Source organism: Sporosarcina ureae, assembly GCF_002101375.1.
Lineage (GTDB): Bacteria > Bacillota > Bacilli > Bacillales_A > Planococcaceae > Sporosarcina > Sporosarcina ureae_B.
Genome location: NZ_CP015207.1, coordinates 2,899,269 through 2,925,131 on the forward strand (window position 1 = coordinate 2,899,269; position 25,863 = coordinate 2,925,131).

At 40.5% G+C, this 25,863-nt stretch carries 26 protein-coding genes; 19 read left to right on the forward strand and 7 right to left on the reverse strand.

All coding sequences use genetic code 11. The features are described 5' to 3' along the window. Positions 1 to 519 precede the first annotated feature (519 nt). The 5 genes from SporoP8_RS14140 to SporoP8_RS14160 are packed head-to-tail and all read left to right on the forward strand — an operon-like array spanning position 520 to position 4,988. Positions 520 to 1,626 carry an ABC transporter ATP-binding protein gene (locus tag SporoP8_RS14140; RefSeq protein WP_085133106.1) on the forward strand — a complete coding sequence of 369 codons (1,107 nt, stop codon included), beginning with the start codon at positions 520 to 522 and terminating at the stop codon, positions 1,624 to 1,626. Continuing rightward, the gene (locus SporoP8_RS14145; protein ID WP_085133107.1) at positions 1,616 to 2,428 is read left to right on the forward strand and encodes an ABC transporter permease; all 813 of its coding nucleotides are present in this window, start codon (positions 1,616 to 1,618) and stop codon (positions 2,426 to 2,428) included. The genes SporoP8_RS14140 and SporoP8_RS14145 overlap by 11 nt, the downstream gene beginning before the upstream one ends. Beyond that, on the forward strand, positions 2,425 to 3,222 hold the full coding sequence (locus tag SporoP8_RS14150) for an ABC transporter permease (RefSeq protein WP_085133108.1): 798 nt from the start codon (positions 2,425 to 2,427) through the stop codon (positions 3,220 to 3,222). The genes SporoP8_RS14145 and SporoP8_RS14150 overlap by 4 nt, the downstream gene beginning before the upstream one ends. Then, positions 3,219 to 4,292 carry an ABC transporter substrate-binding protein gene (locus SporoP8_RS14155; protein ID WP_085133109.1) on the forward strand — a complete coding sequence of 358 codons (1,074 nt, stop codon included), beginning with the start codon at positions 3,219 to 3,221 and terminating at the stop codon, positions 4,290 to 4,292. The genes SporoP8_RS14150 and SporoP8_RS14155 overlap by 4 nt, the downstream gene beginning before the upstream one ends. A 36-nt stretch (positions 4,293 to 4,328) precedes the next feature. Next, on the forward strand, positions 4,329 to 4,988 hold the full coding sequence (locus SporoP8_RS14160) for a potassium channel family protein (protein ID WP_085133110.1): 660 nt from the start codon (positions 4,329 to 4,331) through the stop codon (positions 4,986 to 4,988). A gap of 191 nt (positions 4,989 to 5,179) precedes the next feature. Here SporoP8_RS14160 and rnjA read toward each other — a convergent pair whose 3' ends face one another. From rnjA to def, 3 genes are all read right to left on the reverse strand, one after another. Continuing rightward, positions 5,180 to 6,847: a ribonuclease J1 gene (gene rnjA / locus SporoP8_RS14165; RefSeq protein ID WP_085133111.1), complete on the reverse strand. Its 1,668-nt coding sequence runs from the start codon at positions 6,845 to 6,847 to the stop codon at positions 5,180 to 5,182. 3 nt (positions 6,848 to 6,850) lie between these two features. Further along, positions 6,851 to 7,060: a DNA-dependent RNA polymerase subunit epsilon gene (locus tag SporoP8_RS14170; RefSeq protein ID WP_085133112.1), complete on the reverse strand. Its 210-nt coding sequence runs from the start codon at positions 7,058 to 7,060 to the stop codon at positions 6,851 to 6,853. A 241-nt stretch (positions 7,061 to 7,301) separates the two neighbouring features. Beyond that, positions 7,302 to 7,859, reverse strand: coding sequence for a peptide deformylase (gene def / locus SporoP8_RS14175; protein WP_085133113.1), 558 nt, complete (start codon positions 7,857 to 7,859; stop codon positions 7,302 to 7,304). A gap of 168 nt (positions 7,860 to 8,027) precedes the next feature. On the opposite strand from def, the gene SporoP8_RS14180 reads away from it, so the two are divergent. From SporoP8_RS14180 to SporoP8_RS14210, 7 genes are all read left to right on the forward strand, one after another. Continuing rightward, a complete protein-coding gene (locus SporoP8_RS14180; protein WP_085133114.1) occupies positions 8,028 to 8,654 on the forward strand; it encodes a YkyA family protein in 627 nt (208 codons plus the stop codon). Positions 8,655 to 9,017: 363 nt separating this feature from the next. After that, positions 9,018 to 10,133: a pyruvate dehydrogenase (acetyl-transferring) E1 component subunit alpha gene (gene pdhA / locus SporoP8_RS14185; protein ID WP_085133115.1), complete on the forward strand. Its 1,116-nt coding sequence runs from the start codon at positions 9,018 to 9,020 to the stop codon at positions 10,131 to 10,133. 3 nt (positions 10,134 to 10,136) lie between these two features. Next, positions 10,137 to 11,114: an alpha-ketoacid dehydrogenase subunit beta gene (locus tag SporoP8_RS14190; protein ID WP_085133116.1), complete on the forward strand. Its 978-nt coding sequence runs from the start codon at positions 10,137 to 10,139 to the stop codon at positions 11,112 to 11,114. A 34-nt stretch (positions 11,115 to 11,148) separates the two neighbouring features. After that, on the forward strand, positions 11,149 to 12,522 hold the full coding sequence (locus SporoP8_RS14195; RefSeq protein ID WP_085133117.1) for a dihydrolipoamide acetyltransferase family protein: 1,374 nt from the start codon (positions 11,149 to 11,151) through the stop codon (positions 12,520 to 12,522). Between the two features lie 4 nt (positions 12,523 to 12,526). Then, positions 12,527 to 13,939: a dihydrolipoyl dehydrogenase gene (gene lpdA, locus SporoP8_RS14200; RefSeq protein ID WP_085133118.1), complete on the forward strand. Its 1,413-nt coding sequence runs from the start codon at positions 12,527 to 12,529 to the stop codon at positions 13,937 to 13,939. Between the two features lie 76 nt (positions 13,940 to 14,015). Then, on the forward strand, positions 14,016 to 14,975 hold the full coding sequence (locus SporoP8_RS14205; protein WP_085133119.1) for an NAD(P)H-dependent flavin oxidoreductase: 960 nt from the start codon (positions 14,016 to 14,018) through the stop codon (positions 14,973 to 14,975). A gap of 11 nt (positions 14,976 to 14,986) precedes the next feature. Then, positions 14,987 to 15,265, forward strand: a complete 279-nt coding sequence (locus tag SporoP8_RS14210; protein WP_085133120.1) for a UPF0223 family protein — start codon at positions 14,987 to 14,989, stop codon at positions 15,263 to 15,265. 153 nt (positions 15,266 to 15,418) lie between these two features. Here SporoP8_RS14210 and SporoP8_RS14215 read toward each other — a convergent pair whose 3' ends face one another. Continuing rightward, entirely contained in the window at positions 15,419 to 16,048 is a 630-nt protein-coding gene (locus SporoP8_RS14215; RefSeq protein WP_085133658.1) for a YktB family protein, read from the reverse strand. Between the two features lie 160 nt (positions 16,049 to 16,208). Between SporoP8_RS14215 and SporoP8_RS14220 the strand changes: the two genes are divergently transcribed. Both SporoP8_RS14220 and SporoP8_RS14225 read left to right on the forward strand, forming a co-directional pair. Further along, positions 16,209 to 16,409, forward strand: coding sequence for a hypothetical protein (locus tag SporoP8_RS14220; protein ID WP_085133121.1), 201 nt, complete (start codon positions 16,209 to 16,211; stop codon positions 16,407 to 16,409). Between the two features lie 153 nt (positions 16,410 to 16,562). Continuing rightward, the gene (locus SporoP8_RS14225) at positions 16,563 to 17,354 is read left to right on the forward strand and encodes an inositol monophosphatase family protein (protein ID WP_085133122.1); all 792 of its coding nucleotides are present in this window, start codon (positions 16,563 to 16,565) and stop codon (positions 17,352 to 17,354) included. A 55-nt stretch (positions 17,355 to 17,409) separates the two neighbouring features. Here SporoP8_RS14225 and SporoP8_RS14230 read toward each other — a convergent pair whose 3' ends face one another. After that, a complete protein-coding gene (locus tag SporoP8_RS14230) occupies positions 17,410 to 17,595 on the reverse strand; it encodes a YlaF family protein (RefSeq protein WP_085133123.1) in 186 nt (61 codons plus the stop codon). A 100-nt stretch (positions 17,596 to 17,695) separates the two neighbouring features. On the opposite strand from SporoP8_RS14230, the gene typA reads away from it, so the two are divergent. Together typA and SporoP8_RS14240 are read left to right on the forward strand one after the other, a co-directional pair. Continuing rightward, positions 17,696 to 19,537, forward strand: a complete 1,842-nt coding sequence (gene typA / locus SporoP8_RS14235) for a translational GTPase TypA (RefSeq protein ID WP_085133124.1) — start codon at positions 17,696 to 17,698, stop codon at positions 19,535 to 19,537. A gap of 24 nt (positions 19,538 to 19,561) precedes the next feature. Beyond that, entirely contained in the window at positions 19,562 to 19,897 is a 336-nt protein-coding gene (locus SporoP8_RS14240; RefSeq protein ID WP_332308439.1) for a YlaH-like family protein, read from the forward strand. Between the two features lie 18 nt (positions 19,898 to 19,915). Here the strand turns inward: SporoP8_RS14240 and SporoP8_RS14245 are convergent, their stop codons facing one another. Together SporoP8_RS14245 and SporoP8_RS14250 are read right to left on the reverse strand one after the other, a co-directional pair. After that, positions 19,916 to 20,119 carry a YlaI family protein gene (locus tag SporoP8_RS14245; RefSeq protein ID WP_085133126.1) on the reverse strand — a complete coding sequence of 68 codons (204 nt, stop codon included), beginning with the start codon at positions 20,117 to 20,119 and terminating at the stop codon, positions 19,916 to 19,918. Positions 20,120 to 20,132: 13 nt separating this feature from the next. Then, on the reverse strand, positions 20,133 to 20,630 hold the full coding sequence (locus SporoP8_RS14250) for a hypothetical protein (protein ID WP_085133127.1): 498 nt from the start codon (positions 20,628 to 20,630) through the stop codon (positions 20,133 to 20,135). A gap of 176 nt (positions 20,631 to 20,806) precedes the next feature. On the opposite strand from SporoP8_RS14250, the gene SporoP8_RS14255 reads away from it, so the two are divergent. The 3 genes from SporoP8_RS14255 to SporoP8_RS14265 all read left to right on the forward strand — a co-directional run bounded on the left by SporoP8_RS14255 (position 20,807) and on the right by SporoP8_RS14265 (position 25,783). Next, entirely contained in the window at positions 20,807 to 21,088 is a 282-nt protein-coding gene (locus tag SporoP8_RS14255; protein WP_085133128.1) for an Fpa/YlaN family protein, read from the forward strand. A gap of 64 nt (positions 21,089 to 21,152) precedes the next feature. After that, positions 21,153 to 22,322, forward strand: a complete 1,170-nt coding sequence (locus SporoP8_RS14260; protein WP_085133129.1) for an FtsW/RodA/SpoVE family cell cycle protein — start codon at positions 21,153 to 21,155, stop codon at positions 22,320 to 22,322. Positions 22,323 to 22,336: 14 nt separating this feature from the next. Further along, the gene (locus tag SporoP8_RS14265; protein ID WP_085133130.1) at positions 22,337 to 25,783 is read left to right on the forward strand and encodes a pyruvate carboxylase; all 3,447 of its coding nucleotides are present in this window, start codon (positions 22,337 to 22,339) and stop codon (positions 25,781 to 25,783) included. Positions 25,784 to 25,863: the final 80 nt, after the last annotated feature.

The window sequence follows — 25,863 nt, forward strand, 5'->3', positions numbered from 1 at the left end:
AGGATTTGAGCATCTGATTACTCAAAGTCTTGTTTACAGTCAGAAGGTTTCATAGGGCGTGTTTGGCATGTTTTACAATTAGGATCACATATCAATTCTCGCCATTCATCACAATCTTTGCAGTACCGTGCGTCAAATTCATCGCTATAATGTAATGGTTCCATGCATTCTACGCAATGAGAAGCCATCTCTTTCCACGTTCGTATTTTCTTATTTTGTACTAGAAAAATTCCTTCTAGATGATTTTCTCTTGTTGCGGGGTCGACTTTTCGATTCCGCTTGTCATCAGAGTCCAGATAAAAAAATAAATGGTCTTCCAACTGAATCCCTCCTCAATATATGGTTTCATTCTACTATGTCATTTGCGAAAAAACAATTTTCATGACTATTTTCCTGTGGGCTGTTTTGTTATTCGACATAAAATGATAGTTGATTTCATTATCATTTTGGGTATAATGAGTAAGTTTACAACTATTCATTTATTATAAGAAATAATATGGTATGCAAGGAGGAAACCTATTGACTACTGAACCGATTATTCGTTTTGAGAATGTTACAAAACGCTATAATGAATCTACAACTGTTCTCGATCGTGTTTCATTTGAAATGGAACGCGGTAAGTTTTATACATTACTTGGACCTTCAGGCTGTGGAAAAACGACTATTTTACGTTTGATCGCTGGTTTTACGGAAGCGACGGATGGATCGATCTTCTTCAATGGAAGGAAGATCAACTCTGTACCCGCAAATGAACGTCAAGTGAACACGGTATTTCAAGATTACGCATTGTTTCCTCATTTGAATGTGTATGAAAATGTTGCATTTGGTTTACGCATTAAAAAAGTGAAAAAAAATGAAGTGGATCGCCGAGTAAAAGAAGCGTTGAAGTTCGTGAATTTAGAGGGATACGAATCCCGTGAAATAACTGAAATGTCCGGCGGGCAGCGTCAGCGCGTTGCGATTGCTAGAGCGATCATCAATGATCCTGAAGTGATTTTACTAGACGAGCCATTGTCGGCGTTAGATTTGAAATTACGTTCTGAAATGCAATATGAATTGCGAGAGCTCCAGCAGCGTCTTGGCAAAACATTTGTTTTTGTTACGCATGACCAGGAGGAAGCACTTGCGATGTCCGATGAAATTTTTGTTATGAATAACGGTGAAATTCAACAGTCGGGGACGCCGATTGATATTTACGATGAGCCCATTAACCGTTTTGTAGCAGACTTTATTGGCGAATCGAATATAGTCACAGGGAGAATCGTTGAAGATTATCTAGTGGAATTTACTGGCAAACAGTTTCCGTGTGTAGATGGTGGATTCTATCCTAATGAAAAAGTGGATATCGTCATTCGTCCTGAGGATTTGGAAATGACAACCGTCGAAAAAGGAAGGTTAACTGTCACTGTAGATACGCAATTATTTCGTGGAGTACACTATGAACTATCAACGTATGATTCTGACGGTAATGAGTGGCTAGTCCATTCAACTAAACCAGCGGATGTAGGGACGTTAATCGGTTTGGATTTTGAACCGGCAGACATTCATGTTATGCGTCTGAATGAATCTGAAGCGGACTTTGATGCACGTCTGGAATCGTTTGGAGTGGCGGAAGATGAGGAATAAAAACCCGTTACGTTTTATATATGCCACACCGTATGCAGCGTGGTTATTATTATTTGTGCTAGCACCGATTGCTGTCATTGTGTATTACTCGTTTTTTGATTTATCGGGTCATTTAACGTTGGCTAACTATCGAAACTTCTTTTCATCGATTTATTTCAAATTAACAATGAGTTCGTTTTGGTATGCATTTCTCATAACTTTTTTTGCTTTATTGATATCCTATCCGACAGCCTACTTCTTAACTAAGACGAAGCATAAGCAGTTGTGGTTATTACTCATTATCATACCTTCGTGGATTAATTTATTGTTGAAGACCTATGCATTTATTGGGTTGATGGGGATTTATGGACCCATTAATGCCTTTTTGGAAACTGTCGGTATAGGCAGTCAGCAAATATTATTCACCGATTTTAGTTTCGTGTTTGTTTCCGTGTATATATTTATTCCATTTATGATATTGCCTATTTTTAACTCTTTGGATAAAATCAATCCTACTTTATTGGATGCATCCAAGGATTTAGGGGCGAATGCATGGGTAACATTTAAACGAGTGATTTGGCCAATGACTACGGATGGTGTGAAATCAGGTATACAAGTTGTATTCATACCGGCCTTATCCCTATTCATGATTACTCGTTTAATTGCTGGTAATAAAGTAATTACACTTGGAACCGCGATCGAGCAACAATTCCTCGTTACACAAAACTGGGGAATGGGTTCCACGATTGCTGTCTTTCTAATCATTTTCATGTTCTTAATTATGGTACTGACGTCTGGAAAAAAAGGGGGCATCATTAAATGAAGAAACTGGGGATCTTGCCGAAAGTTTATTTGGCAGCAGTCTTTGTAATTTTATATGCTCCTATTTTTTATCTCATATATTATTCATTTAATTCCGGAGACGGGATGTCGAATTTCGAATCATTTACTTTAGATCACTATCAAGCGGTATTTCAAGATACGCGACTTCTAATCATTGTCTTGAATACGGTCATTATCGCATTATTATCCGCCTTACTATCCACTACAATCGGCGTGATGGGTGCACTTACCATTTATTTTATGAAAAATAAATCTGCGCGTCAGGCCGTATTATCTCTGAACAATATATTGATTGTCAGTCCTGATGTAATTATCGGTGCATCTTTCTTAATCTTATTCACGCTGATCGGTGTGAAATTGGGCTTTGCTTCAGTGCTCATTTCCCATATCGCTTTTAGTATACCGATCGTCGTCATTATGGTGTTGCCCAAGTTGCTAGAAATGAGTACTACGTTAATAGATGCAGCGCGGGATTTAGGAGCTTCACGTAAAGATATACTGACGCGTGTTATATTGCCCTATATCAAGCCGGGAATTTTCGCAGGGTTCTTTCTTGCGTTAACGTATTCATTGGATGATTTTGCAGTTACTTTTTTCGTAACAGGAAATGGATTCTCGACATTGTCCGTGGAAATTTACTCGATGGCACGCACAGGAATCACGTTAACAATCAATGCGCTATCCGGATTGATTTTCTTACTCACAATAATTCTAGTACTGGGTTATTATATTATCGGTAATAAAGCAAAATCACCTCAGGGGGTGAAAAAATGAAAGGATTAATAAATAGTGCGTTTGTAATCTTACTCGTTTCTGGTCTCCTGTTGTTTGCCAATTATCAGCTCGAGCATAAAGCGGGGAGTGCGGGTAAAGATACGATTACGGTATACAACTGGGGCGAATATATTGACCCGGATCTTCTGAAGCAATTTGAGGAACAAGAAGGCATCAAAGTGATTTATGAAACATTTGATTCCAATGAAGGAATGATGGGGAAAATCGAACAAGGGGGAACTGCTTACGATGTGACAGTCCCGTCTGAATATGCAGTGCAGATGATGGAAGAGAAGGATCTTTTACTGCCACTGGATTTCTCGAAAATTCCGAACGTTCAACACATCGATCCATACTTCATGAATTTGCCGTTTGATCCAGACAATCAATATTCGATTCCGTATTTCTGGGGAACTGTGGGTATCGCATATAATGCATCCTTATTGGAAGGTCAGACGTTTGAGAGTTGGGAAAGTTTATGGGATGCTTCATTGAGACAGAAGCTCATTTTGGTAGATAGTGCGCGTGAAGTGATCGGAATATCATTGAATTCACTCGGCTACTCATTGAACTCAACTAGTTTGCAGGAACTAAAACAGGCAACAGACAAGCTGGAAACGATGGGTCCGAATGTTAAAGCGGTTATAGGTGATGAAGTTACCCAACTCATGATCAATAACGAAGCATCCGTTGCGCTCACGTGGTCTGGCCAGGCGGCAGATATGATCTCTGAAAACGACGACATTAATTATATCGTGCCAAATGAAGGTTCGAACTTATGGTTTGATAATATTGTCATCCCGAAAACCTCTACGAATGTTGAAGGTGCATATAAATTTATTAATTTCATGCTTGATCCTGAAGTGGCAGCGCAAAACGCAGAATACGTGGGGTATTCTACACCGAATACTGCAGCATTGTCATTTATGGATGAAGATATTACAAGTGATGAACGATTTTACCCTGATGAAGAGGCGAGGAAAAACCTTGAAGTGTATGAAAATTTAGGTTTAGAAACACTTGGAGTGTATAATGAGTTATTCCTGAAATTTAAAATGGGATTGCGATAAGACATGTGACTATTCGCAATGGCGAGGAGTAATGAGATGAAAAAGGAATTTGTAGTAATTGGTTTAGGTCGTTTTGGTGGCAGTATCGTTAAAGAACTAATTGAACTGGAAGCTGATGTTATGGCGATCGATAAGTCACAAGAACGCGTGGAGGAATTTGCGAATATTGCCACGCAAGCTGTAGCTGTCGATACGACCGACGAAGCGGCATTGCGTTCATTAGGCATACGGAATTTCGAACATGTGGTGATCGCAATAGGAGAAAACATACAAGCGAGTATTTTGACTACGCTGATTTTGAAAGAAATCGGTGTACAACGTATTACTGTGAAAGCGCAAAATGACTATCATGAAAAAGTATTGCGGAAAATTGGAGCGGACCAAGTCGTTCACCCTGAGCGAGATATGGGGAAGCGTATTGCAAATAACTTGGTCTCAAATAATATTTTGGATTATCTAGAGTTATCCGACGAATACTCGATCGTGGAGATTCAAGCTAATAATCACATCGCAGGTTCTTCGCTGATCGATTTAGACATTCGTGCCAAGTACGGTGTGAATATTGTAGCGATCAAGCGTGGCACACATATACTAGTTTCTCCGCAAGCGATTGAGCAAATAGAAGTTAATGATGTGTTGATTGTGATTGGTTCTGATCTGGATATTCATCGGTTTGAACGGAGAGCATTGCATTAATGAATAGAAAGTGGAAGAAGAGGAGAACGTCGATCAACTAGTGTTGTTTTTCAACTTGGAACATCTAGTAAATGGTTAAAAGATATTATAAAAAAATCCAAATAAAAAACTGAAGGCAACCCCTGATTTATCGGAGTTGCCTTCAGTTTGGAGCAAGTGCTAAAGTGCACTTGCTTTTTTTGTATGTTTTTTTAGAGTTCCATAATTACAGGAAGGATCATCGGTTTACGTTTCGTTTTTTCGTATAAATACGGAACGAGTGTATCGATGATGTCGCCTTTTAGGTTGTTGATGGAATCAGGTTTAGCAACCAGTTTGCGCTGTAATGTTTTCGAAAGCATATATTGTGCTTCGTTTATCATAGCGCCTGATTCCCGCATATAGACGAATCCGCGTGAGATCAGGTCGGGACCAGATACTAAGCGGTTCTTTTTGGTGTCGATGGTTGCTACAACGATGACCAGACCATCTTCAGAGAGAATTCGTCTGTCACGTAGTACAACGTTACCGATATCGCCGATGCCGCTTCCGTCGATGTAAACATCGCCTGACGGTACACGTCCAGCAAGTCTTGCGGTTGAGTCAGTGAGTGCAAGTACATCACCGTTACCCATAATGAAAATGTTATCAGGTTCGACATCACAGTCTACAGCAAGTTGAGAGTGCATATTCATCATGCGATATTCCCCGTGGATTGGCATGAAGTATTTAGGTTTGATTAAACGCAACATAAGCTTTTGCTCTTCCTGTGACCCGTGACCGGACGTGTGGATGTTGTTTAAAGGACCATGAATAACTTCTGCACCTGCACGGAACAATGAATTAATCGCTTTGTTCACGCTAAGTGTATTTCCTGGAATAGGTGAAGATGAGAAAATAACGGTATCACCAGGTTGGATTTGTACTTGTCTATGCGTACCGTTTGCGATACGAGATAGTGCAGCCATCGGTTCACCTTGGCTACCCGTACATAAAATCATCACTTTATTAGCTGGAAGTCGGTTGAGTGATTGAGCATCTACGAATAAATCTTTTGGAGCGTCAATATAACCGAGTTCGCGACCGATAGTAATTGCATTATCCATACTACGACCGAAGACAGCGATTTTACGGCCAAATATCTGCGCCGATTCAATCACTTGTTGCAATCTATGGATATTCGAAGCGAATGTAGCGAAAATAATCCGACCATCTACAGTACGGAAAATATCGTTCAGGCTTTCTCCAACTTTACGTTCAGACATCGTGAAGTTAGGTACTTCTGCGTTTGTACTGTCTGATAATAAACAAAGGACACCTTCGCTACCGATTTTCGCCATCTTATGCAAGTTAGCAGGTTCACCGACAGGCGTAAAGTCGAACTTAAAGTCACCTGTATGGACGATGTTACCCGATGGAGTTTTGACCACTACACCGAATGCATCAGGAATACTGTGCGTAGTTCTGAAGAAGGACACTGCAGTTTTACGGAATTTAATAAAATCATCTTCTTCAATTTCATGAATTTCCGTAGTGCGCAATAATCCGTGTTCTTCCAACTTATTGCGAAGTAAACCAATTGCTAGTTTACCGCCATAGACGGGAACGTTCACTTTGCGTAATAGATAGGGAATTCCACCGATATGATCTTCGTGACCATGTGTGATGAAAAGTCCTTTAATTTTATCGATATTGCGTTCGAGGTAAGTGTAATCTGGAATTACATAGTCAATACCTAGCAATTCGTCTTCAGGAAACTTGATTCCAGCATCAATAATGATGATTTCATCTTGGAATTGTACACAATACGTATTTTTACCGATTTCACCTAGTCCGCCTAGGGCAAAAACGGCTGTTTCATTGTTTTTAATAGATTTCATTGATTAGACCTGCTCAACGCGAAAGTCTGGGGAGGCTTGTTCGTATGCTAAATGCTCGCCCTCCAGCTTTTGTACGTATTCAATCATCAGATCGCGACCTTTTAATTGATCACGGACTTCTTTTTCTGTTTCAGCTTCTACATACAAGCTGAGTGTGTTCTCGCGGACTGGAACTTCATGTACGTTTAAATGGTAATATACTTTGAAAATCATGTTTAACTCTCCTTTTTACGTTCCTAATAATACATATCATCAATAATAGCATGCAATTTCCCTAAAATAAAGAAAAGCCCACCAATTTAGTTGGCGGGCGTAAAAGTCTAAGCAATTGTCTTTTTACCGAGCAGGCCATTAAGTCGTCTTAGCAGTTTGCGTTTTAGACGTTTATACATGGCATCATCACTCCTTGACAAGACTATAACAGAAAAAAATCGGTCTGTCAAGTATAAGAGCTTTACTCTCTATCGAATGCTATGGCACCGGCAATCTCCTTGTAAGGGGCATTTTTGTCGATATGATCATAGAACATAATGCCATTCAAATGATCAAGTTCATGTTGGAACGCAATGGCGGGCAATCCTTTTAAACGTTTCTTGATTACGTTGCCTTCCTTATCGAAAGCTTTTACGGTAATTCTTGCGTAACGCGGAACATACCCAGGCACTTCACGATCTACCGATAAACAGCCTTCACCGTTCTCTATATATGTTTTTTCTACGGAATGGCTAATGATCTTAGGGTTAATCGCTATAAAGTCTTCCAATAGAACCTCGCCGTCAGGAATATGCAGGGCGAAAATTCTTTTGGATGCATTCACTTGTGGTGCAGCCAATCCGATGCCCGAACGCAAACCGTATTTTTTTGCCAACTCATCATGTTGGCTATTGACTACATACTCCAACAGATCATCGCATAATTGACGGTCTTCGTTACTTAAAGGAAAGCTCACCTCTTTTGCTTTTAGACGCAACGTCGGGTGACCCTCTCGGATAATATCATTCATTAAAATCATTTCTACTCTTCCTCTCGGATATATTAGGTATAGTACAATCTGCAATAAACTGGTAACAGACGTGCAGTAAGGGATATAATCGTAAAAAACAATTTCCTCTTATACAGTATAGACGAATGATAAAAATGGTGAAAGAAAAAAGTATATAAAGTATCAGGAGGGTAATTAATGAAGAAAGTAATTTGTTTATTGTTCATATTCCTTCTACTAACTGGTTGTTCCAAAGAGTCTGAAGTAACTCAACAACTTACAGATTTACTTGTGGCTGTGAATGAAAAAGAAAAACAAGGGAACAACTTTGGGATGAAGTTACTTGAGAAAGAACAGAAGGAACAAGTCTTATTTGTTGAGACCATGGAACTGACTCAACAGCAATATCAAGAAGTGAAACAGCGTGTGGTTGCGATGAAGAAGTCTGCACATGAACGGGCTCTGCTAGTAGAAAAAGAGGAAAATTCTTTACGCGAATCGAAGAAAGAGATAGACCGTATGTCTGAATGGATGGAGCAGATGGATTTACATGATCAATTAGGTGTAGTAATTGAAACACTTTATGAACGTTCGGATATACATGAGACGTTCATCATGCAGTATAAAAAGTTGATAGATAGTCAGACGCAATTATATACGCAAATTGAAGATCACTCTATCCGTGAGCATGAACTTCAAAAACAAGTCAATGAAGTAAACGAGTTAATCACTTCCAGTCAACAATCACTTATAGAATTTAATGAAGCGACTAGGGAAGTAAACAGATTAGCTGCTCGTGCTTTGAAAAGTTTAGAAACACATTAAAAAGGAAATGTAAAGTATGGAGTAAATACTATTAAAAGGAACAAGTAGTACGCCATAATCGATTGTTGGAGCAGATCAAGAATGCGAATGAGGCTGTAATCTGAGTTGCTGTATGGATATCTAATGATGAATTTTAAGGCTGCGGAATGCTGAGTGCAAGTTAAGAAAAAACATATCTGTACCAACACAGAATGGATATTGTGTTAGTACAGTATATTTTTAGAAAAATATAAAAAAGACTAAGAAGTCTTTGATTACAATGGTTGACCAAGTGCTCAGTTTTGCGTATACTAATATTTATAAGAAGTTGTATTAACTTTATTTGAAATCGATATAATACAGATATGAAGGAGAGATCAAGATATGGTAGCTAAAAAAGGTAATCAGTATGATCCTGTGAAAGCGCTTCAACTGATTGAAAGTCAATTTGATATGGTACAAATATTGAATGAAGAAGGAAAAATCGTAGACAAGGACTTGGATCCGAAACTTCCCGATGAAGAATTAGTGGAATTGATGAATCGCATGGTTTATACACGTATCCTTGACCAACGATCCATTTCTTTAAATAGACAAGGACGTCTCGGATTTTATGCTCCTACGGCAGGACAAGAAGCTTCCCAGTTAGCTTCTCAATATGTGTTGGAAAAAGATGATTTCATTCTCCCTGGATATCGTGACGTTCCTCAGTTATTATTCCATGGCTGGCCGTTGCATATGGCATTTCTATGGTCAAGAGGGCATTATGCAGGAAGTGTGATTCCTGATGGGCTTAATATTTTCCCACCCCAAATCATCATTGGTGCACAATATGTCCAGGCTGCTGGTGTAGGTCTAGGCTTTAAGAAAAAAGGGCAAAAATCAGTTGTCATTACGTACACAGGTGATGGCGGAACATCACAAGGTGATTTCTACGAAGGATTGAACTTTGCAGGGGCCTATAAAGTACCTGCTATCTTCGTCATTCAGAATAACCAATATGCGATTTCCACACATCGTGATGTACAGACAGCAGCAAAAACACTCGCTCAAAAGGGTGTAGCGGCAGGCGTGCCAAGTGTACTGGTAGATGGAATGGATCCATTGGCAGTATATGTGGCAACACGTGATGCAAGAGAACGTGCAGTCAATGGAGATGGACCAACGTTGATCGAAACAATGTGTTACCGTTATGGACCTCATACGATGGCTGGTGATGATCCGACACGATACCGTACATCGGATATTGATAATGAATGGGAAAAACGTGACCCGATCGTGCGTTTTAGAACATATTTGGAAGCCAAAGGTATTTGGTCTAAAGAACAAGAGGAAAAAGTAATTGAACGTGCGAAAGAAGAAATTAAAGAAGCTATCAAAAAAGCAGATGGACAGCCTAAACAAAAAGCGACAGACTTTATGAAGATTATGTATAAAGGCGAAATGCCATTTAACTTACAAGAACAATTAGATGCGTATGCTGGAAAGGAGTCGAAATAATCCATGGCAGAATTAACAATGATTCAAGCGATTACAGATGCGCTTCGTACTGAGCTGAAAACGGATGAAAATGTATTGCTATTCGGTGAAGACGTAGGCGCAAACGGAGGTGTCTTCCGTGCGACGGAAGGCCTTCATAAAGAATTCGGTGAGGAGCGCGTATTTGATACGCCGCTAGCTGAATCTGGTATTGGTGGATTGGCAATTGGCCTAGCACTTACTGGTTTTCGTCCTATTATGGAAATTCAATTCTTCGGTTTTCTATTTGAAGTAATGGATTCAGTGAGTGGACAAATTGCGAGAATGAGCTTTAGAACAGGTGGCCATTTCAATGCACCGATTACGATACGTGCTCCATTTGGTGGCGGTGTAGCCACTCCAGAAATGCACGCAGACAGCTTAGAAGGTCTAGTGGCATCACAACCTGGTTTAACAGTGGTTATCCCATCTACTCCGTACGATGCAAAAGGATTACTTATATCTGCAATCAAGAGTGATGATCCCGTAATTTTCTTGGAGCATATGAAACTATATCGCTCATTCAGACAAGAAGTTCCTGAAGAAGAATATACTATTCCTTTAGGAAAAGCTGATATTAAGCGTGAAGGTAAAGATTTGACGATTGTCACATATGGTGCAATGGTGCAGGAAAGCTTAAAAGCTGCTGAAGCGCTTGAAAAAGAAAATTACTCAGTGGAAGTCATCGATTTACGTACGATTCAGCCTATTGATATAGAAACAATCATTCAATCCGTTGAAAAAACAAATCGCGCAATCGTCGTACAAGAAGCTCAGCGGCAAGCGGGAATTGCTGCTAACGTTGTAGCTGAAATTACTGAACGCGCTATTTTGAGCCTAGAAGCTCCAGTGCTGCGCGTGACGGCACCAGACACGGTATATCCGTTTGCGGCAGGCGAAAACACTTGGTTGCCTAATGCCAAAGACATTGCAGCGAAAGCAAGAGAAGTTCTTACATTCTAAATACTAGTCGGACAATCCAGGAAGGGTGAATTACGTGACTTATGAATTTCGATTACCAGACATTGGTGAAGGTATACACGAAGGGGAGATCGTCAAGTGGTTCGTAAAACCAGGCGATGAAATCCAAGAAGATGATACATTACTAGAAGTACAAAATGATAAATCCGTAGTAGAAATTCCATCACCTGTATCAGGTACAGTAGAAGAAATTTATGTTACTGAAGGTACTGTAGCAGTTGTTGGTGATAAATTAGTGCGTTTTGATGCACCGGATCATGGTATTCCAGATCATGAAGACGATGAAGAAGGTACGGACTCTTCTAATGAAGAAGCGAGTGCAGAAAAGTCTCATGAACAAGTAGGGGAAGCACTTGGTAGCGTAGATTCCAAGAAACCTGAACAAGCATCTGGAGAACAACAATCCGCAGAACCGCAAAAACAACAAACTACCAAGACAACTACTAGTGAAATCGATGAAAATCGCCGAGTAATCGCGATGCCATCTGTTCGTAAATATGCACGAGAACACGATGTAGCGATAGCGCAAGTTGCAGGGAGTGGAAAAAACGGCCGTGTAGTAAAAGAAGATATAGATTCATTTAAAGCGGGAGGTCAACAACCATCTGTTGAAGAAAAGACCCAATCCCAGCAAGACGCGGCAACGCCTGGTACTCCAGAGAAGCAAGCGCCTATCTTTGAAGGTGAATTCCCAGAGACTCGTGAGAAAATGTCTCCTATGCGGAAAGCCATCTCAAAAGCAATGTCAAATTCAAAACACACAGCGGCACATGTTACATTGTTAGATGAAGTGGATGTTACTGCACTAGTTGCACATCGAAAAGAATTCAAAGCAATTGCGGCGGAGAAAGATGTTAAGTTAACGTATCTTCCGTATGTAGTAAAAGCGCTTGTAGCAACATTGCGTGAGTTCCCTCAACTGAACACGTCATTAGACGATGCAACAGAAGAATTAATTCAAAAACACTACTATAATATCGGAATTGCAGCAGATACAGATCGCGGTCTAATGGTACCCGTCGTTAAAAATGCTGATCGCAAGTCCATGTTTGCTATTTCAAATGAAGTGAATGAGCTTGCTGGAAAAGCGCGCGATGGAAAACTTCAAGCAGCAGAAATGAAAGGTGCATCATGTACGATCACGAACATTGGTTCTGCAGGTGGACAGTGGTTTACACCGATCATTAACCATCCAGAAGTAGCTATTTTAGGTATTGGAAGAATTTCTGAAAAACCTATTGTGAAAAATGGTGAAATTGTAGCGGCACCTATGTTAGCATTATCATTAGTATTTGATCACAGAGTGATTGATGGCGTAACGGGGCAATTAGCGTTAAACTATCTTAAGGAATTAATAAGTAATCCATCACTTTTATTAATGGAGGCGTAAAGCAATGGTAGTAGGAGATTTTCCAATTGAAGTTGACACACTTGTAGTAGGTTCAGGCCCAGGAGGATATGTGGCAGCAATACGCGCAGCTCAACTTGGTCAAAAAGTTACAATCGTAGAAAAAGATACAATCGGCGGCGTTTGTTTGAACGTTGGATGTATTCCTTCTAAAGCAATGATTTCTGTTGGACACCGCTTTGTGGATGCTCAGAATGCAGATGCTATGGGAATCACTGCGAAATCTGTCGAACTAGACTTTTCTAAAGCTATGAAGTTTAAGGAAAGTGTTGTGTCTAAGTTAACGGGCGGCGTATCCGGTTTGCTTAAAGGAAACAAAGTAGAAACTGTTGCAGGTGAAGCGTATTTCGTGGATGCGAACACTGTACGTGTGATGACAGACAACTCTGCTCAAACCTATAAATTCAACAACGTTATCATCGCAACGGGTGCACGCCCAGTTGAAATCCCTTCATTCAAATTTACAGACCGTGTAATCAATTCTACCGGTGCTCTAAGTTTGAAAGAATTACCGAAAAAGCTTGTCGTTGTCGGTGGCGGTTATATTGGTACAGAACTTGGATCTGCTTATGCTAATCTAGGATCTGAAGTAACCATTCTTGAGGGTGCGGATGATATCCTTGCTGGTTTCGAAAAACAAATGACGCAAATCGTTAAAAAAGGCTTGAAGAAAAAAGGCGTTGAAGTAGTTGTAAAAGCATCTGCTAAGGGCGTTGAAGAAACTAAAGATGGTGTCGTAGTAACTTACGAAGCTAAAGGTGAAGAAGTGAAAATTGAAGCGGACTACGTTCTTGTAACGGTGGGCCGTCGTCCGAATACAGATGAAATCGGTTTGGAAAGTCTTGGCTTGAACATGACGGACCGCGGTTTGATCGAAGTGGACAAGCAATGCCGTACAAATCTACCGAATGTATATGCAATCGGTGATATCGTAGCGGGACCTCAGCTTGCGCACAAAGCTTCTTACGAGGCAAAAGTTGCAGCAGAAGCTATTGCTGGAGAAAAATCTGAAGTAGATTATATGGCGATTCCAGCTGTATGCTTCACAGATCCTGAACTAGCAACTGTAGGCTTAAACGAAAAGCAAGCAAAAGATGAAGGATATGACGTAATAAGCGGTAAGTTCCCGTTTGCAGCAAACGGCCGTGCTCTTTCATTGGATGCTACAGAAGGTTTCGTGAAGCTTGTAGGCCGCAAAGAAGACGGCTTATTACTTGGCGCTCAAATCGTTGGGGAAAATGCTTCTGACATGATTGCAGAACTTGGTCTAGCGATTGAAGCAGGTATGACACTTGAAGATATTTCTATGACGATTCATGCTCACCCTACATTAGGCGAGATTTCCATGGAAGCAGCGGAAGTTGCCCTTGGTAAGCCAATTCACATGATGACGAAATAAAACAGCTAGAATTGAACAGCCCATGGGGATTTTTTCTCATGGGCCTTTTTACATTATGGAAAAATGGGGGATTTTCATGTGGGAAACTAGAGTGACAAAACTGTTTGGAATTGATTATCCGATTGTGCAAGGAGGACTTGCATATCTGGCTTATTCAGACCTGGCTGCTGCCGTTTCGGAAGCAGGCGGACTTGGCCAAATTACAGCGATGAGTCTAACTTCGCCTGAAGCATTGAAAGAAGAAATCCGCAAAGTTCGCCAAAAGACAAATAAACCCTTTAGTGTAAATTTTGCCATTGGTAATCATGGTAGATCGTATGAAGCAATGGTGGAAGCTGCATTGGAAGAAAACATCAATATTATATCGGTTACCGGGGGAAATCCTGCGCCACTATTTGAAATGTTAACAGGTACTGATGTGAAGAAGATGGTGTTAGTGGCGGCTAGAAGGCAAGCACAAAAAGCTGAAGAGATTGGCGCGGATGCTGTCATAGCAGTTGGACAAGAAGGCGGCGGACATTTAGGCCGCGATGATATTGGTACGATGGTATTAATCCCAAGAATTGTAGATTCCGTTACTATACCCGTCATTGGCTCAGGTGGTATTGGAGATGGGCGGGGCTGGATGGCAGCACAAGCACTCGGGGCAGAAGGGATCGAGATGGGCACTCGTTTCATAGCGACGAAAGAATGTGTCGATGCATCACCTGCTTATCTAGAAACTCTTTTAGCAAGTAGTGAACAGGACACGACGATTATCAAACGGACAATCGGTGCACCTGCACGTGCATTAACGAATGAGTGGACAGAGAAGATTCTAAAATTAGAAGCGGAAGATGCCGGTTACGAAGGGCTGAAAGCATTTATTAGCGGAGATGCCAATCGTAAATTCATTCACGATGGTATGAATGATCAAGGCTTTGGTTGGGGTGGCCAAGTAGCGGGTATGATCGAGGATGTTCCAAGTGTCGCCAAATTGTTTGAACGAATGAAAAATGAAGCGTTAACAATACGAGAAAAATGGAGTGTCAGATAGGAGAGAAGTAAATGGCAGGTTATCAATATCCGCTACGTGCGGATTGGTCAACAGAAGAGATTGTTAAGGTGATCGATTTTTTCACAAAAGTAGAGCAAGCGTATGAATCGAATATCGAACGTGACGAATTTATGAGATATTATCGAGCTTTCAAAAGTGTGGTTCCATCCATGGCTGAAGAAAAAACGTTGTGCAAGGAATTCGAGGAAAGTAGTGACTATGTAGCATTTCGCGTAGTGAAGGCGGCTAAAGAGAGTAAACCTGGCGAACTGCTAAAGGTGAAAAAATAATCAAAGCAAAAGACACCTGTCTCAATGGGTGTCTTTTATTTTGCTCTCACATGTGATGGATGATTTGCCCTGAATGCCAAATTAGTTGATCATGAGGGAAAATCCTCTGCATCGGACATCGACCGGCGGTGCTATTTCGCGCGATTTTTATTTTCAATCAAAAGAATCAATAACTACATCGTAAACAGGTAATAATTTGGTAAACGTATCTTCTGCATACTCATAAAATTGCTTTTCGCTCATTTTGGATACTTCATCTCTTGAAAGGTGACGACCAACTAAAAACTCTGCTTTTTTCACAGTTTGCAGACGATCCAGCAACTTCTCAAGTCCTTCTGTACCTACTTCACCAATTCGCTCGGCTTCAGGCTTCATATGATCTCCAGATATAACAAAATCCTTTGGCAACGAAGTCATTACGTTCATTTCTTTTTCTAAACGTGTAGCAATTCCTTTTTTATCGGGATTTTCATAAATAATTGCCAGTATGATGAATAAATGTGTGCCCCACAAGCCAATCTGAAAGTGAGGTAACGCTTTATAGCCTCTCTTAGCAGGAGCGAATGCCACCCAACTATCCCGTGGCGGATTTACAGTTCGTCTTGCGTGTTTTGCAACATGTGGAAAAAACTCACCCGTACCGTGTGCGGAAAGGCGGTGTGCAAAATGATTTCCTAATTCTATGAATTTTGGTTGTATCTTTTCCTGCAAAGCTTTCATGCGATTATCCAAGCCATCAACGGTGAAAACATCAAAATCATTTGATGACCAATAAGACTGAATCAAGAAAATCTCCTCCAGTTTGTAGTGACTACGTTTATCTTATCAGTAAACGGGGAATAATTTAAAATAACAAGGCTTCTAACCAATAAAAGTCGGAATTTTCGCATATCTTACTAATAAGACGGTTAGAGTCAAATATTAACTAAAAGGGGTGCTACTTATGAAACAGGTCGTTCATTTTATCCGAAAAGAAGATGTTGAGAGAGAATATGTGAGAACTTTACAATTGGAATTGGATTATGAATTAGCTACTCTATACGACGCACTACAAGACCAAGACACAGTTCAAGTTGATAAAAGTAAACTACGATTGACAGAAATTCACAATGAATTGGAGACACTTAATGTTTTTTCGATGTAAGTACGGTTTAGTAAAAAGACATCCCCATTTACTTCAGAAATGAAGAAAATGTGACGGGGTGTCTTTTTACTTAATATCCTATCACTGTTATCTTTTTCGTTCCGTTGCCTCTGTGTTATACTAGCGATAGTCGGAGTGGGAAGAGGTGGCAGAATGAATCTTAATGCGATAGATCGATATGCGAAATCGTTAATCAAAGAGGCTGGCCACAAAATACGAGTGTCTTTTTTTAGTACAATTGACATCGATTCAAAGGCAGACGCTAATGATTTAGTTACCAATATTGATAGAGAAGTGGAAAGCTTTTTTATTGAACGGGTAAGACAAGATTTTCCTGAGCATAAAATGGTTTCAGAAGAGGGATTTGGAGATGAAATTTCTTCGCTTGACGGAGTAGTTTGGTTCCTAGATCCAATAGACGGAACGATGAATTTTATCCATCAGAGAAGAAACTTTGCGATTTCATTGGGGATTTATGTAGACGGCGTGGGGATGCTGGGCTACATATATGATGTAATGCGGGATGAGTTATACCATGCAGCGAAAGGTGAAGGTGCTTATTTCAATGATGAGCGTCTACCGCAACTGGAAATTACTCCACTTGAAGAAGCAATCATCGGCATCAATGCTAGCTGGGTTGCGCCAAATCATCGCGTAGAAAACGAAAAAATTATTGAGCTCGTCACACGTTGCCGCGGAACGCGATCATATGGTTCAGCAGCGATTGAGCTGGCGTATGTATCATCTGGTAAGATTGACGCGTATATTTCTATGCGACTGGCGCCTTGGGATATCGCTGGGGGAATTGTCATTGCGCAAGAAGTAGGGGCTGTAGCAACGAATTTAAAAGGTGAGACGCCACATCTACTTGGATCTGACACATTTATTGTCACACGTCCGGGATTACATGAGGAAATTTTATCAAATTATATCCGACTAAAATAAAAAAGGGGCTGTTTGTTAAACCAAAACGGTTTAATGTACAGTCCCTTTGAGTTATTTATAGCGTGCCTTCTCTACGCATACGTGCTTTTGTTTTGAATCCGTTACCCATTATTAAAATTAGAGCGACAATGGCAAGGACGACAACTAGTAGGCTACGCATACCTACTCCAATACCAATTGCGGACATGGAAAGTACGGCGCCGAGTGAATAAATTACGAAAATCCACTTAATGTCTTTCAAAAAAATCCCTCCATATAAATTAAAATGTTATTTAATTGAACTATCTTGTGCTATAATAACACAGTTGAACATCTGAAATAAAGATAAACGGAGTGAAAAAATGACAAACGAACGTACTGATCTTAGAAATATTGCAATTATTGCCCACGTAGACCATGGTAAAACGACATTGGTCGACCAATTACTTAAACAATCCGGTATTTTCCGGTCGAATGAGCACGTAGATGAACGTGCAATGGACTCGAACGAACTTGAGCGTGAGCGAGGAATTACGATCCTAGCTAAAAACACTGCTATTGAATATAATGACACAAAAATCAACATCTTGGATACACCAGGACACGCTGACTTTGGTGGCGAAGTAGAAAGAATCTTGCGCATGGTAGACGGCGTAATTTTAGTGGTTGATGCATTCGAAGGATGTATGCCACAAACTCGATTCGTCTTGAAAAAAGCTTTGGAAACAAACTTGAAGCCAATTGTTGTTGTAAATAAAATTGACCGTGATTTCGCAAGACCAGAGGAAGTAGTAGACGAAGTACTTGAATTATTCATCGAGCTTGATGCGAATGATGAGCAATTGGAATTCCCGGTTGTTTTTGCTTCTGGGTTCAATGGTACTGCGAGCCTTTCTCCAGATCCTGCAACACAAGAAGACACGTTACGTGTTCTTTATGAATCCATTCTTGAAAACATACCATCACCAATCGACAATCGTGACGAGCCGCTTCAGTTCCAAGTATCTCTACTTGACTACAACGACTACGTTGGTCGTATCGGAATCGGACGTATTTTCCGTGGAACGATGAAAGTTGGAGAACAAGTCGCAGTTCTTAAGCGTGATGGATCTGTCAAGACCTTACGTGTGACGAAACTATACGGTTTCCTAGGCTTGAAGAGAGTCGAAGTTGAAGAAGCATACGCAGGCGACCTCGTAGCCGTTTCAGGAATGGGTGACATTGATGTCGGTGAGACAGTTTGTCCAACTGATCATCAAGAAGCGCTTCCTGCACTCCACATCGATGAGCCAACGCTTCAAATGCGTTTCTTAGTTAATAATAGTCCATTTGCTGGTCGCGAAGGGAAATGGGTCACTTCACGTAAGATTCAAGAGCGTTTGGATCAACAGCTAGAGACGGACGTTTCATTACGAGTAGACCAAACAGATTCTCCAGACGAATGGATCGTATCTGGACGTGGAGAACTTCACTTGTCTATTCTTATCGAGAATATGCGTCGTGAAGGTTTCGAACTTCAAGTCTCCAAGCCACAAGTAATCATTCGCGAAATCGATGGTAAGCGTAGCGAGCCTTACGAACGCGTTCAAATTGATGTTCCGGAAGAACATACTGGATCCATCATTGAATCTATTGGTGAACGTAAAGGTGAAATGTTGGATATGATCAATAACGGTAACGGACAAGTACGCTTGATCTTCTTAGTACCCGCTCGCGGATTGATCGGTTATACAACAGATTTCCTTACATTGACTCGTGGATATGGTATCTTAAACCATACGTTTGACAGCTATAAGCCGGTCACTACTGGTAAAATCGGTGGCAGACGTCACGGAGTTCTTGTATCTATGGAGAACGGTACAGTAACTGGTTATGGTGTTATGCAACTCGAAGACCGTGGAACGATGTTTGTTGCATCAGGTGCAGAAATCTATGCTGGTCAGGTAGTCGGGGAAAGTAACCGTGATAGCGATTTGACAATTAACTTAACGAAAATCAAACATGCTACTAACGTACGTTCGGCTTCGAAAGACCAAACTGTTACAACGAAAAAGCCACGTATTATGTCGCTTGAAGAAGCGTTGCAATATATTGGTGATGACGAGTACTGTGAAGTTACTCCAGAATCTATTCGTATACGTAAAAAAGTTCTTGATAAGAATGAACGCGAACGCGTAAACAAAAAGAAAAAACTTGGCGAATAATAAAGATAGAAGGGAATGTATGGAATGAGAGTAGAGGATTCAGAAATGGTCTACAATCGGTTGTCGGGAACTGCGCGCATTATTTATGAGTATGCGCCAAATTTCACGACAGCCGGCTATATTCTGTTTGCGCTCGTTTTCATCATGTCTGCTATTGTGTATAAGCTCGGATTCGCAAGGAAGATTAGTTTTGGTCGAAATGTTATCATCTATACGTTCTTATTCATCGGGTGTATAACATTAACATTCTTAGCTTTCTTCCTGCCAATCGTAGAAGGACTGTTTGTGGCTGCTGCCATTCTCATTATTTATCGTGTTCGACGAATGAATGAACACAAAAAAGACTCCGTTACTCAGTAACGGAGTCTTTTAGTTGGATTAAAAATCTTTTTCAGTTGGATCTGAGCTACGATGGAAAACAAAGTTACCAGTTGCGATTCGTTTCTCTGTCAAATTGCTGATCCGCTCTCTACAAGTAGGGCACATATACGTATGAATGGGCCGGTTTCGTAATTTCTTAGCAAGCGGATTGTCATCCTCTAATTGATCGTTTTGGTCACATATGACACATTTAACGCGCATTGGAAATTCTCCTTTAATCCACTTGGATAGCTTGGACATAACGAATCGGTGAATCTTGATTTGACCCGTCTTTAAACAGTACATGTACAGGCCCGTCTTCGCGAAGAGGTTTACCATTATGACTGAATTTGAAAATTACGTTAGCTGCTTCCTCAAGTGGATACGTGTATTTTTCGTCTTTTGTAATGAGTGTAAACATTGTTGCATTTGCAGATGGAACAGCATTGTGTATAAATGGTTTCAATACAATACCAAAGCTGCTTGACAGCATTTTATCTTTTTCATATCTTTTTTCACTTTTTAAAGTGGGTGGGTACGTGGCACCTTCCATGATTTCTCTAGACCAGTGTTTACCCATTTTTTCTTTATACTCTTCCATTTCATCTATTTCGACAAAATCCTCTGAAAAAAATTCATCCAAATCAATACGGCGATCATCAAATATCCAAACAGTAGGATCTAATGTAATTGCATGTTTCACATTTCCAGTAATCGGTATAATAAGTTCCAAAATATATCCCCCTCAATCCATAGTCACTAAATTTAGTATACCTTTTCATAGAAGAAGTGAAAAGGATTTCATTTCAGTTCATTTTTTCATTGGGTAACGCTTGCATTTTGCAAGAGCAAAAGATACAATTTAGACATTAACACCTTGCGGGAATAATGAATAATGGGGGCGTCTCCATGGAAATAGAAGTTCAAGATACGTACAAAGAACAAGCCATGAAACAACTGCAAATCGATGCAGAAAAAATTGCTAAACTGATCAAAGTTCAAATGGATAATTTAACGATGCCACAATGTCCACTATATGAGGAAGTGCTTGATACGCAAATGTACGGATTATCCCGTGAGATTGATTTTGCTGTTAAGCTCGGCCTAGTCGAACAGGATAAAGGCCGTGAAATCATCTCTGTTCTGGAAAAAGAGTTAAATATTTTACACGAACTGTATACAAATAAATAAATGGAAGACTCAAACTACTCCAACAGTTTGAGTTTTTTATTTAAGACGACGAGGTACAATGAAAATGAAGACTTATATGAATCGAATTTTACGAAATTTTGACTATCCATTATTTATCGTATATTTACTGCTCTGTTTATTTGGGCTGATTATGATTTACAGTGCAAGCATGGTTTGGGCCATGAATATTTATAACTTTGAACCATCCCATTTCTTTAAGAAACAATTGACGAACTTAGCCATTGCGATTCCGGTGTTTCTGTTAGCATCTATTATTCCTTACCGGCATTATAGAAATAAAAAGTTCTTGTATGGAACGCTGACCGTCATGTTTTCTCTATTGATCCTTGTGAAATTCATAGGATTTGGTGATGCTGTAGGGGCGAAAAGTTGGCTTTCATTACCATTTGGAGTAGGGAACTTACAGCCAACAGAAGTAGCGAAAATTGCATTTATCGTATATTTCTCCGGTGTATTTGCAAATAAATATTATGCAGGAACATTGGATGAGATCAAAACTACTATATTCCCGACATTTTCTGTTTTAACAGCCACTCTTTTATTAGTTCTGTTGGAACCGGATTTTGGAGCCACCATGATTTTATTTCTCGTGGCTATATCTGTCATCATGGCAAGTGGAATGAAAGTGAAGAATTATCTGATCATCAGTCGTTTCTTTGCTCTGCTTGGCGTATTAATCGGGATTGTTCTCTGGATTAAGTGGGAAACGGTCATGACCGCTTCGCGTATGGGGCGCTTTCTTGCCTTTACAGATCCCTTTGAATACATACAAGGTTCAGGCCTGCAAATTGTCAATGGATACATTGCAATTGGTGCCGGCGGGCTGAAAGGAGTAGGCCTAGGAAACAGTATTCAGAAACTTGGCTATTTACCTGAACCACATACTGATGTTATTATGGCAGTAATCTCTGAAGAAACTGGATTACTTGGAACAACACTTGTTCTTGGAGGTCTATTTTTCATCGTGATGAGAGCGTTTACTGTTGCACTGCGTACAAAAGACGCACATGCCAGAATGCTCGCTGCCGGTGTAGGTAGCTTGATTGCTATTCAAACACTGGTAAACTTAGGAGGATTGACAGGATTGATTCCATTAACAGGAGTTACATTGCCGTTCATTAGTTATGGCGGTACGTCTGTTGTGTTCTTGTCGATTGCGCTTGGTATATTGATGAACGTTTCAATGTTTGTCAAATATGAAAGAACAGAGTAGAGGGGATTGATTTGTTGGTGGAAAGAAGAGAGATTAGGAAAGTACTAGTCGCAAACCGCGGCGAGATTGCAATTCGTGTATTTCGAGCATGTACAGAATTAGGTATTGCTACAGTTGGTATTTATTCAGCTGAAGATCGTGCCTCACTACATCGTTACAAATCCGATCAGTCATTTATAGTGGGTGAAGGCAAAAAACCTATCGATGCATACTTGGATATTGAAGGAATTATCGACATTGCGAAAAAAGCGAATGTCGATGCCATTCACCCGGGCTACGGATTTTTAGCGGAGAATGCTCAATTCGCAGCACGTTTAGAAGAAGAGGGTATTATCTTTATTGGTCCGACATCAACCCATTTAGAAATGTTTGGCGATAAGGTAAAAGCTCGGGAACAAGCGATATTAGCTGATATCCCCGTCATACCAGGCAGTGATGGACCGGTTACCTCTGTAGAAGAGGTTGCGGCATTTGGTGAGCAGCATAGCTATCCGATTATTATTAAAGCTTCGTTAGGTGGCGGTGGTCGCGGTATGCGAATCGTCGAGTCACCGGAAGAAGTGCAAGAGGCTTATAACCGCGCGAAATCCGAAGCGAAATCAGCATTTGGATCTGATGAAGTCTATGTAGAGAAATACATTACGAACCCAAAACATATCGAAGTACAAATACTAGGTGATACATATGGAGAGATAGTCCATTTGTACGAACGCGATTGTTCTATTCAGCGTCGCCATCAAAAGGTAGTGGAGATCGCTCCTTCCATTTCATTGACGGAAGAGTTACGCCATGAGATTTGTAATGCAGCTGTTAAACTATCAAAAAATGTATCTTATATCAATGCAGGTACAGTAGAGTTTTTAGTAGCTGATGATTCTTTCTATTTCATCGAAGTTAATCCGCGTATTCAAGTAGAACACACGATTACAGAAATGATTACAGGAATTGATATTGTGCAGTCACAAGTGCTGATCGCAGCAGGCGAAGCACTTCATTCTGAACGTGTGAACATACCAGCGCAACAAGATATTCCGTTATTTGGTTATGCTATTCAATCACGTGTTACAACGGAAGACCCGTTGAATGATTTCATGCCTGATACAGGAAAAGTAATGGTCTATCGTTCGAGTGGCGGATTTGGTGTTCGCTTGGATACCGGCAATGCGTATCAAGGTTCTGTGATTAGTCCGTACTATGATTCATTATTAGTGAAGGTTTCAACTTGGGGCTCGACCTTTGGGGATGCTGCAAGTAAAATGCACAGAAATTTGAAGGAATTCAGAATTCGTGGAATTAAAACGAATATACCTTTCCTTGAAAATGTCGTATGTCATGAAAACTTTTTATCGGGCCACTACAATACGAGCTTTATCGATGAAACGCCGGAACTATTCGCATTTGCGAAGAAGCAAGATAGAGGAACGAAAGCTTTATCATATCTTGGAAACGTTACCATTAACGGATTCCCTGGCATTGATGACTCAACACGTCCTGTTTTACATCCTGTACGTATACCAAAAATTGATTATAGTATGCCGATACCCAAAGGGACGAAACAGATTTTGGACGAGCAAGGTGCAGATGGGTTAGTCGAGTGGGTATTAAAGCAAGATGATGTACTACTGACAGATACTACTTTCCGTGATGCACATCAGTCTTTATTGGCTACGCGTATGAGAACGAAAGAGTTAACGCAGATTGCAACAGAAAGTGCGCATTTATTACCTGATCTCTTCTCATTCGAGATGTGGGGAGGCGCGACATTTGATGTAGCATATCGATTCTTGAAAGAAAGCCCGTGGGATCGACTCGAGAAATTACGCAAGCAAGTACCTAATGTCTTGTTCCAGATGCTCTTCAGAGGAGCCAATGCTGTTGGTTATACAAACTATCCAGATAACGTCATCCGTGAATTCATAAAGGAATCGGCTGCATCAGGTATTGATGTATTCCGTATTTTCGATAGCTTGAACTGGATTAAAGGTATGGAAGTGGCAATTGATGAAACACGTTCGACAGGAAAAATTGCAGAAGCGACAATCTGTTATACAGGAGATATTCTGGACGACAATCGTGCCAAATATACGGTCAACTACTACAAAGAGATGGCCAAAGAATTGGAATCAGTCGGTGCGCATATATTGGCAATCAAAGATATGGCGGGATTGCTAAAACCTGAAGCGGCCTATCGTCTAGTTTCAGAATTGAAAGCGTCAACAAGTCTGCCAATTCATTTGCATACACACGATACGAGCGGCAACGGTATTTATATGTATGCCAAAGCGATAGAAGCGGGAGTGGACATTGTCGATACAGCTATTGGATCAATGGCGGGTATGACTTCTCAGCCTTCAGCCAATTCACTTGCGTATGCAATGCAAAACAATGACCGTCATGTACGTGCAAATACAGAATCCTTAGAGAAACTTTCGCATTACTGGGAAGATGTACGAAAATACTACAAACCTTTTGAAAGCGGCATGAATAGTCCACACTCGGAAATTTATGTTCATGAGATGCCGGGTGGTCAATATTCGAATTTGCAACAGCAGTCGAAAGCTGTAGGGCTTGGAGAGCGCTGGGAAGAAGTGAAAAAAATGTATTCCCGTGTGAACTTCCTCTTTGGTGATATTGTCAAAGTGACACCATCATCTAAAGTAGTAGGGGATATGGCGTTGTTCATGGTACAAAATGAATTGGACGAGCATACGGTCATTGAAAAAGGACAAACTATCGATTTCCCTGAATCCGTTATTGAGTTTTTCGAAGGATCAATCGGTCAGCCATATGGCGGTTTCCCGAAAGAGCTTCAGGAAGTAATTTTAAAAGGGCGCAAAGCGATCACTGTACGTCCCGGCGAGTTATTGGCACCAGTAAACTTCCAGGATGTTCTAAAGAAGTTAACGGAAAAAATGGAGAAGCCCGCCACAATGCATGATGCACTCGCTTACGTCCTATATCCTAAAGTCTTTGAAGAATATATCGAGGTAAGAAAACAGTTTGATGATGTTTCTGTCATCAATACGCCAGAATTCCTGTATGGCTTACGTTTAGGCGAAGAAATCGAAATTGAGATTGAGTTCGGTAAAACACTTATCGTCAAATTGGTATCGATTGGTGAACCTAATCCCGACGGAACACGGACGCTGTATTTCGAGTTAAACGGACAGTCACGTGAAATCATTATCCAAGATTTCCAAGTGGAAACAAAAGATGATACGAAGCAAAAAGCCGATCCTACAAATGAAACGCATATTGCGGCTACTATGCCAGGAACTGTTTTACAAGTTGCAGTTTCAATTGGCGCTAAAGTAAAACGCGGTGAGCATTTGTTAATTACAGAGGCTATGAAAATGGAAACAACGATTCAAGCTCCTTTTGCGGGCGTTGTTAAAGCCATATACGCAAGTCCTGGAGATTCTATCTCATCAGGAGACTTATTGATTGAATTAGAACATTAAAAAAACAGCTTCCACATGTCGTTAAGACAGTGGAAGCTGTTTTTCTATAGTTAGATACAAAAAGCGCGCAACAACCTTTA

Bases quoted from the DNA above. Each gene is read 5' to 3' on its own strand.
- SporoP8_RS14145 (WP_085133107.1), top strand. From the start codon at position 1,616: ATGAGGAATAAAAACCCGTTACGTTTTATATATGCCACACCGTATGCA.
- SporoP8_RS14150 (WP_085133108.1), top strand. From the start codon at position 2,425: ATGAAGAAACTGGGGATCTTGCCGAAAGTTTATTTGGCAGCAGTCTTT.
- SporoP8_RS14155 (WP_085133109.1), top strand. From the start codon at position 3,219: ATGAAAGGATTAATAAATAGTGCGTTTGTAATCTTACTCGTTTCTGGT.
- SporoP8_RS14160 (WP_085133110.1), top strand. From the start codon at position 4,329: ATGAAAAAGGAATTTGTAGTAATTGGTTTAGGTCGTTTTGGTGGCAGT.
- rnjA (WP_085133111.1), bottom strand. From the start codon at position 6,847: ATGAAATCTATTAAAAACAATGAAACAGCCGTTTTTGCCCTAGGCGGA.
- SporoP8_RS14170 (WP_085133112.1), bottom strand. From the start codon at position 7,060: ATGATTTTCAAAGTATATTACCATTTAAACGTACATGAAGTTCCAGTC.
- def (WP_085133113.1), bottom strand. From the start codon at position 7,859: ATGATTTTAATGAATGATATTATCCGAGAGGGTCACCCGACGTTGCGT.
- SporoP8_RS14180 (WP_085133114.1), top strand. From the start codon at position 8,028: ATGAAGAAAGTAATTTGTTTATTGTTCATATTCCTTCTACTAACTGGT.
- pdhA (WP_085133115.1), top strand. From the start codon at position 9,018: ATGGTAGCTAAAAAAGGTAATCAGTATGATCCTGTGAAAGCGCTTCAA.
- SporoP8_RS14190 (WP_085133116.1), top strand. From the start codon at position 10,137: ATGGCAGAATTAACAATGATTCAAGCGATTACAGATGCGCTTCGTACT.
- lpdA (WP_085133118.1), top strand. From the start codon at position 12,527: ATGGTAGTAGGAGATTTTCCAATTGAAGTTGACACACTTGTAGTAGGT.
- SporoP8_RS14205 (WP_085133119.1), top strand. From the start codon at position 14,016: ATGTGGGAAACTAGAGTGACAAAACTGTTTGGAATTGATTATCCGATT.
- SporoP8_RS14210 (WP_085133120.1), top strand. From the start codon at position 14,987: ATGGCAGGTTATCAATATCCGCTACGTGCGGATTGGTCAACAGAAGAG.
- SporoP8_RS14220 (WP_085133121.1), top strand. From the start codon at position 16,209: ATGAAACAGGTCGTTCATTTTATCCGAAAAGAAGATGTTGAGAGAGAA.
- SporoP8_RS14225 (WP_085133122.1), top strand. From the start codon at position 16,563: ATGAATCTTAATGCGATAGATCGATATGCGAAATCGTTAATCAAAGAG.
- typA (WP_085133124.1), top strand. From the start codon at position 17,696: ATGACAAACGAACGTACTGATCTTAGAAATATTGCAATTATTGCCCAC.
- SporoP8_RS14240 (WP_332308439.1), top strand. From the start codon at position 19,562: ATGAGAGTAGAGGATTCAGAAATGGTCTACAATCGGTTGTCGGGAACT.
- SporoP8_RS14245 (WP_085133126.1), bottom strand. From the start codon at position 20,119: ATGCGCGTTAAATGTGTCATATGTGACCAAAACGATCAATTAGAGGAT.
- SporoP8_RS14255 (WP_085133128.1), top strand. From the start codon at position 20,807: ATGGAAATAGAAGTTCAAGATACGTACAAAGAACAAGCCATGAAACAA.
- SporoP8_RS14260 (WP_085133129.1), top strand. From the start codon at position 21,153: ATGAAGACTTATATGAATCGAATTTTACGAAATTTTGACTATCCATTA.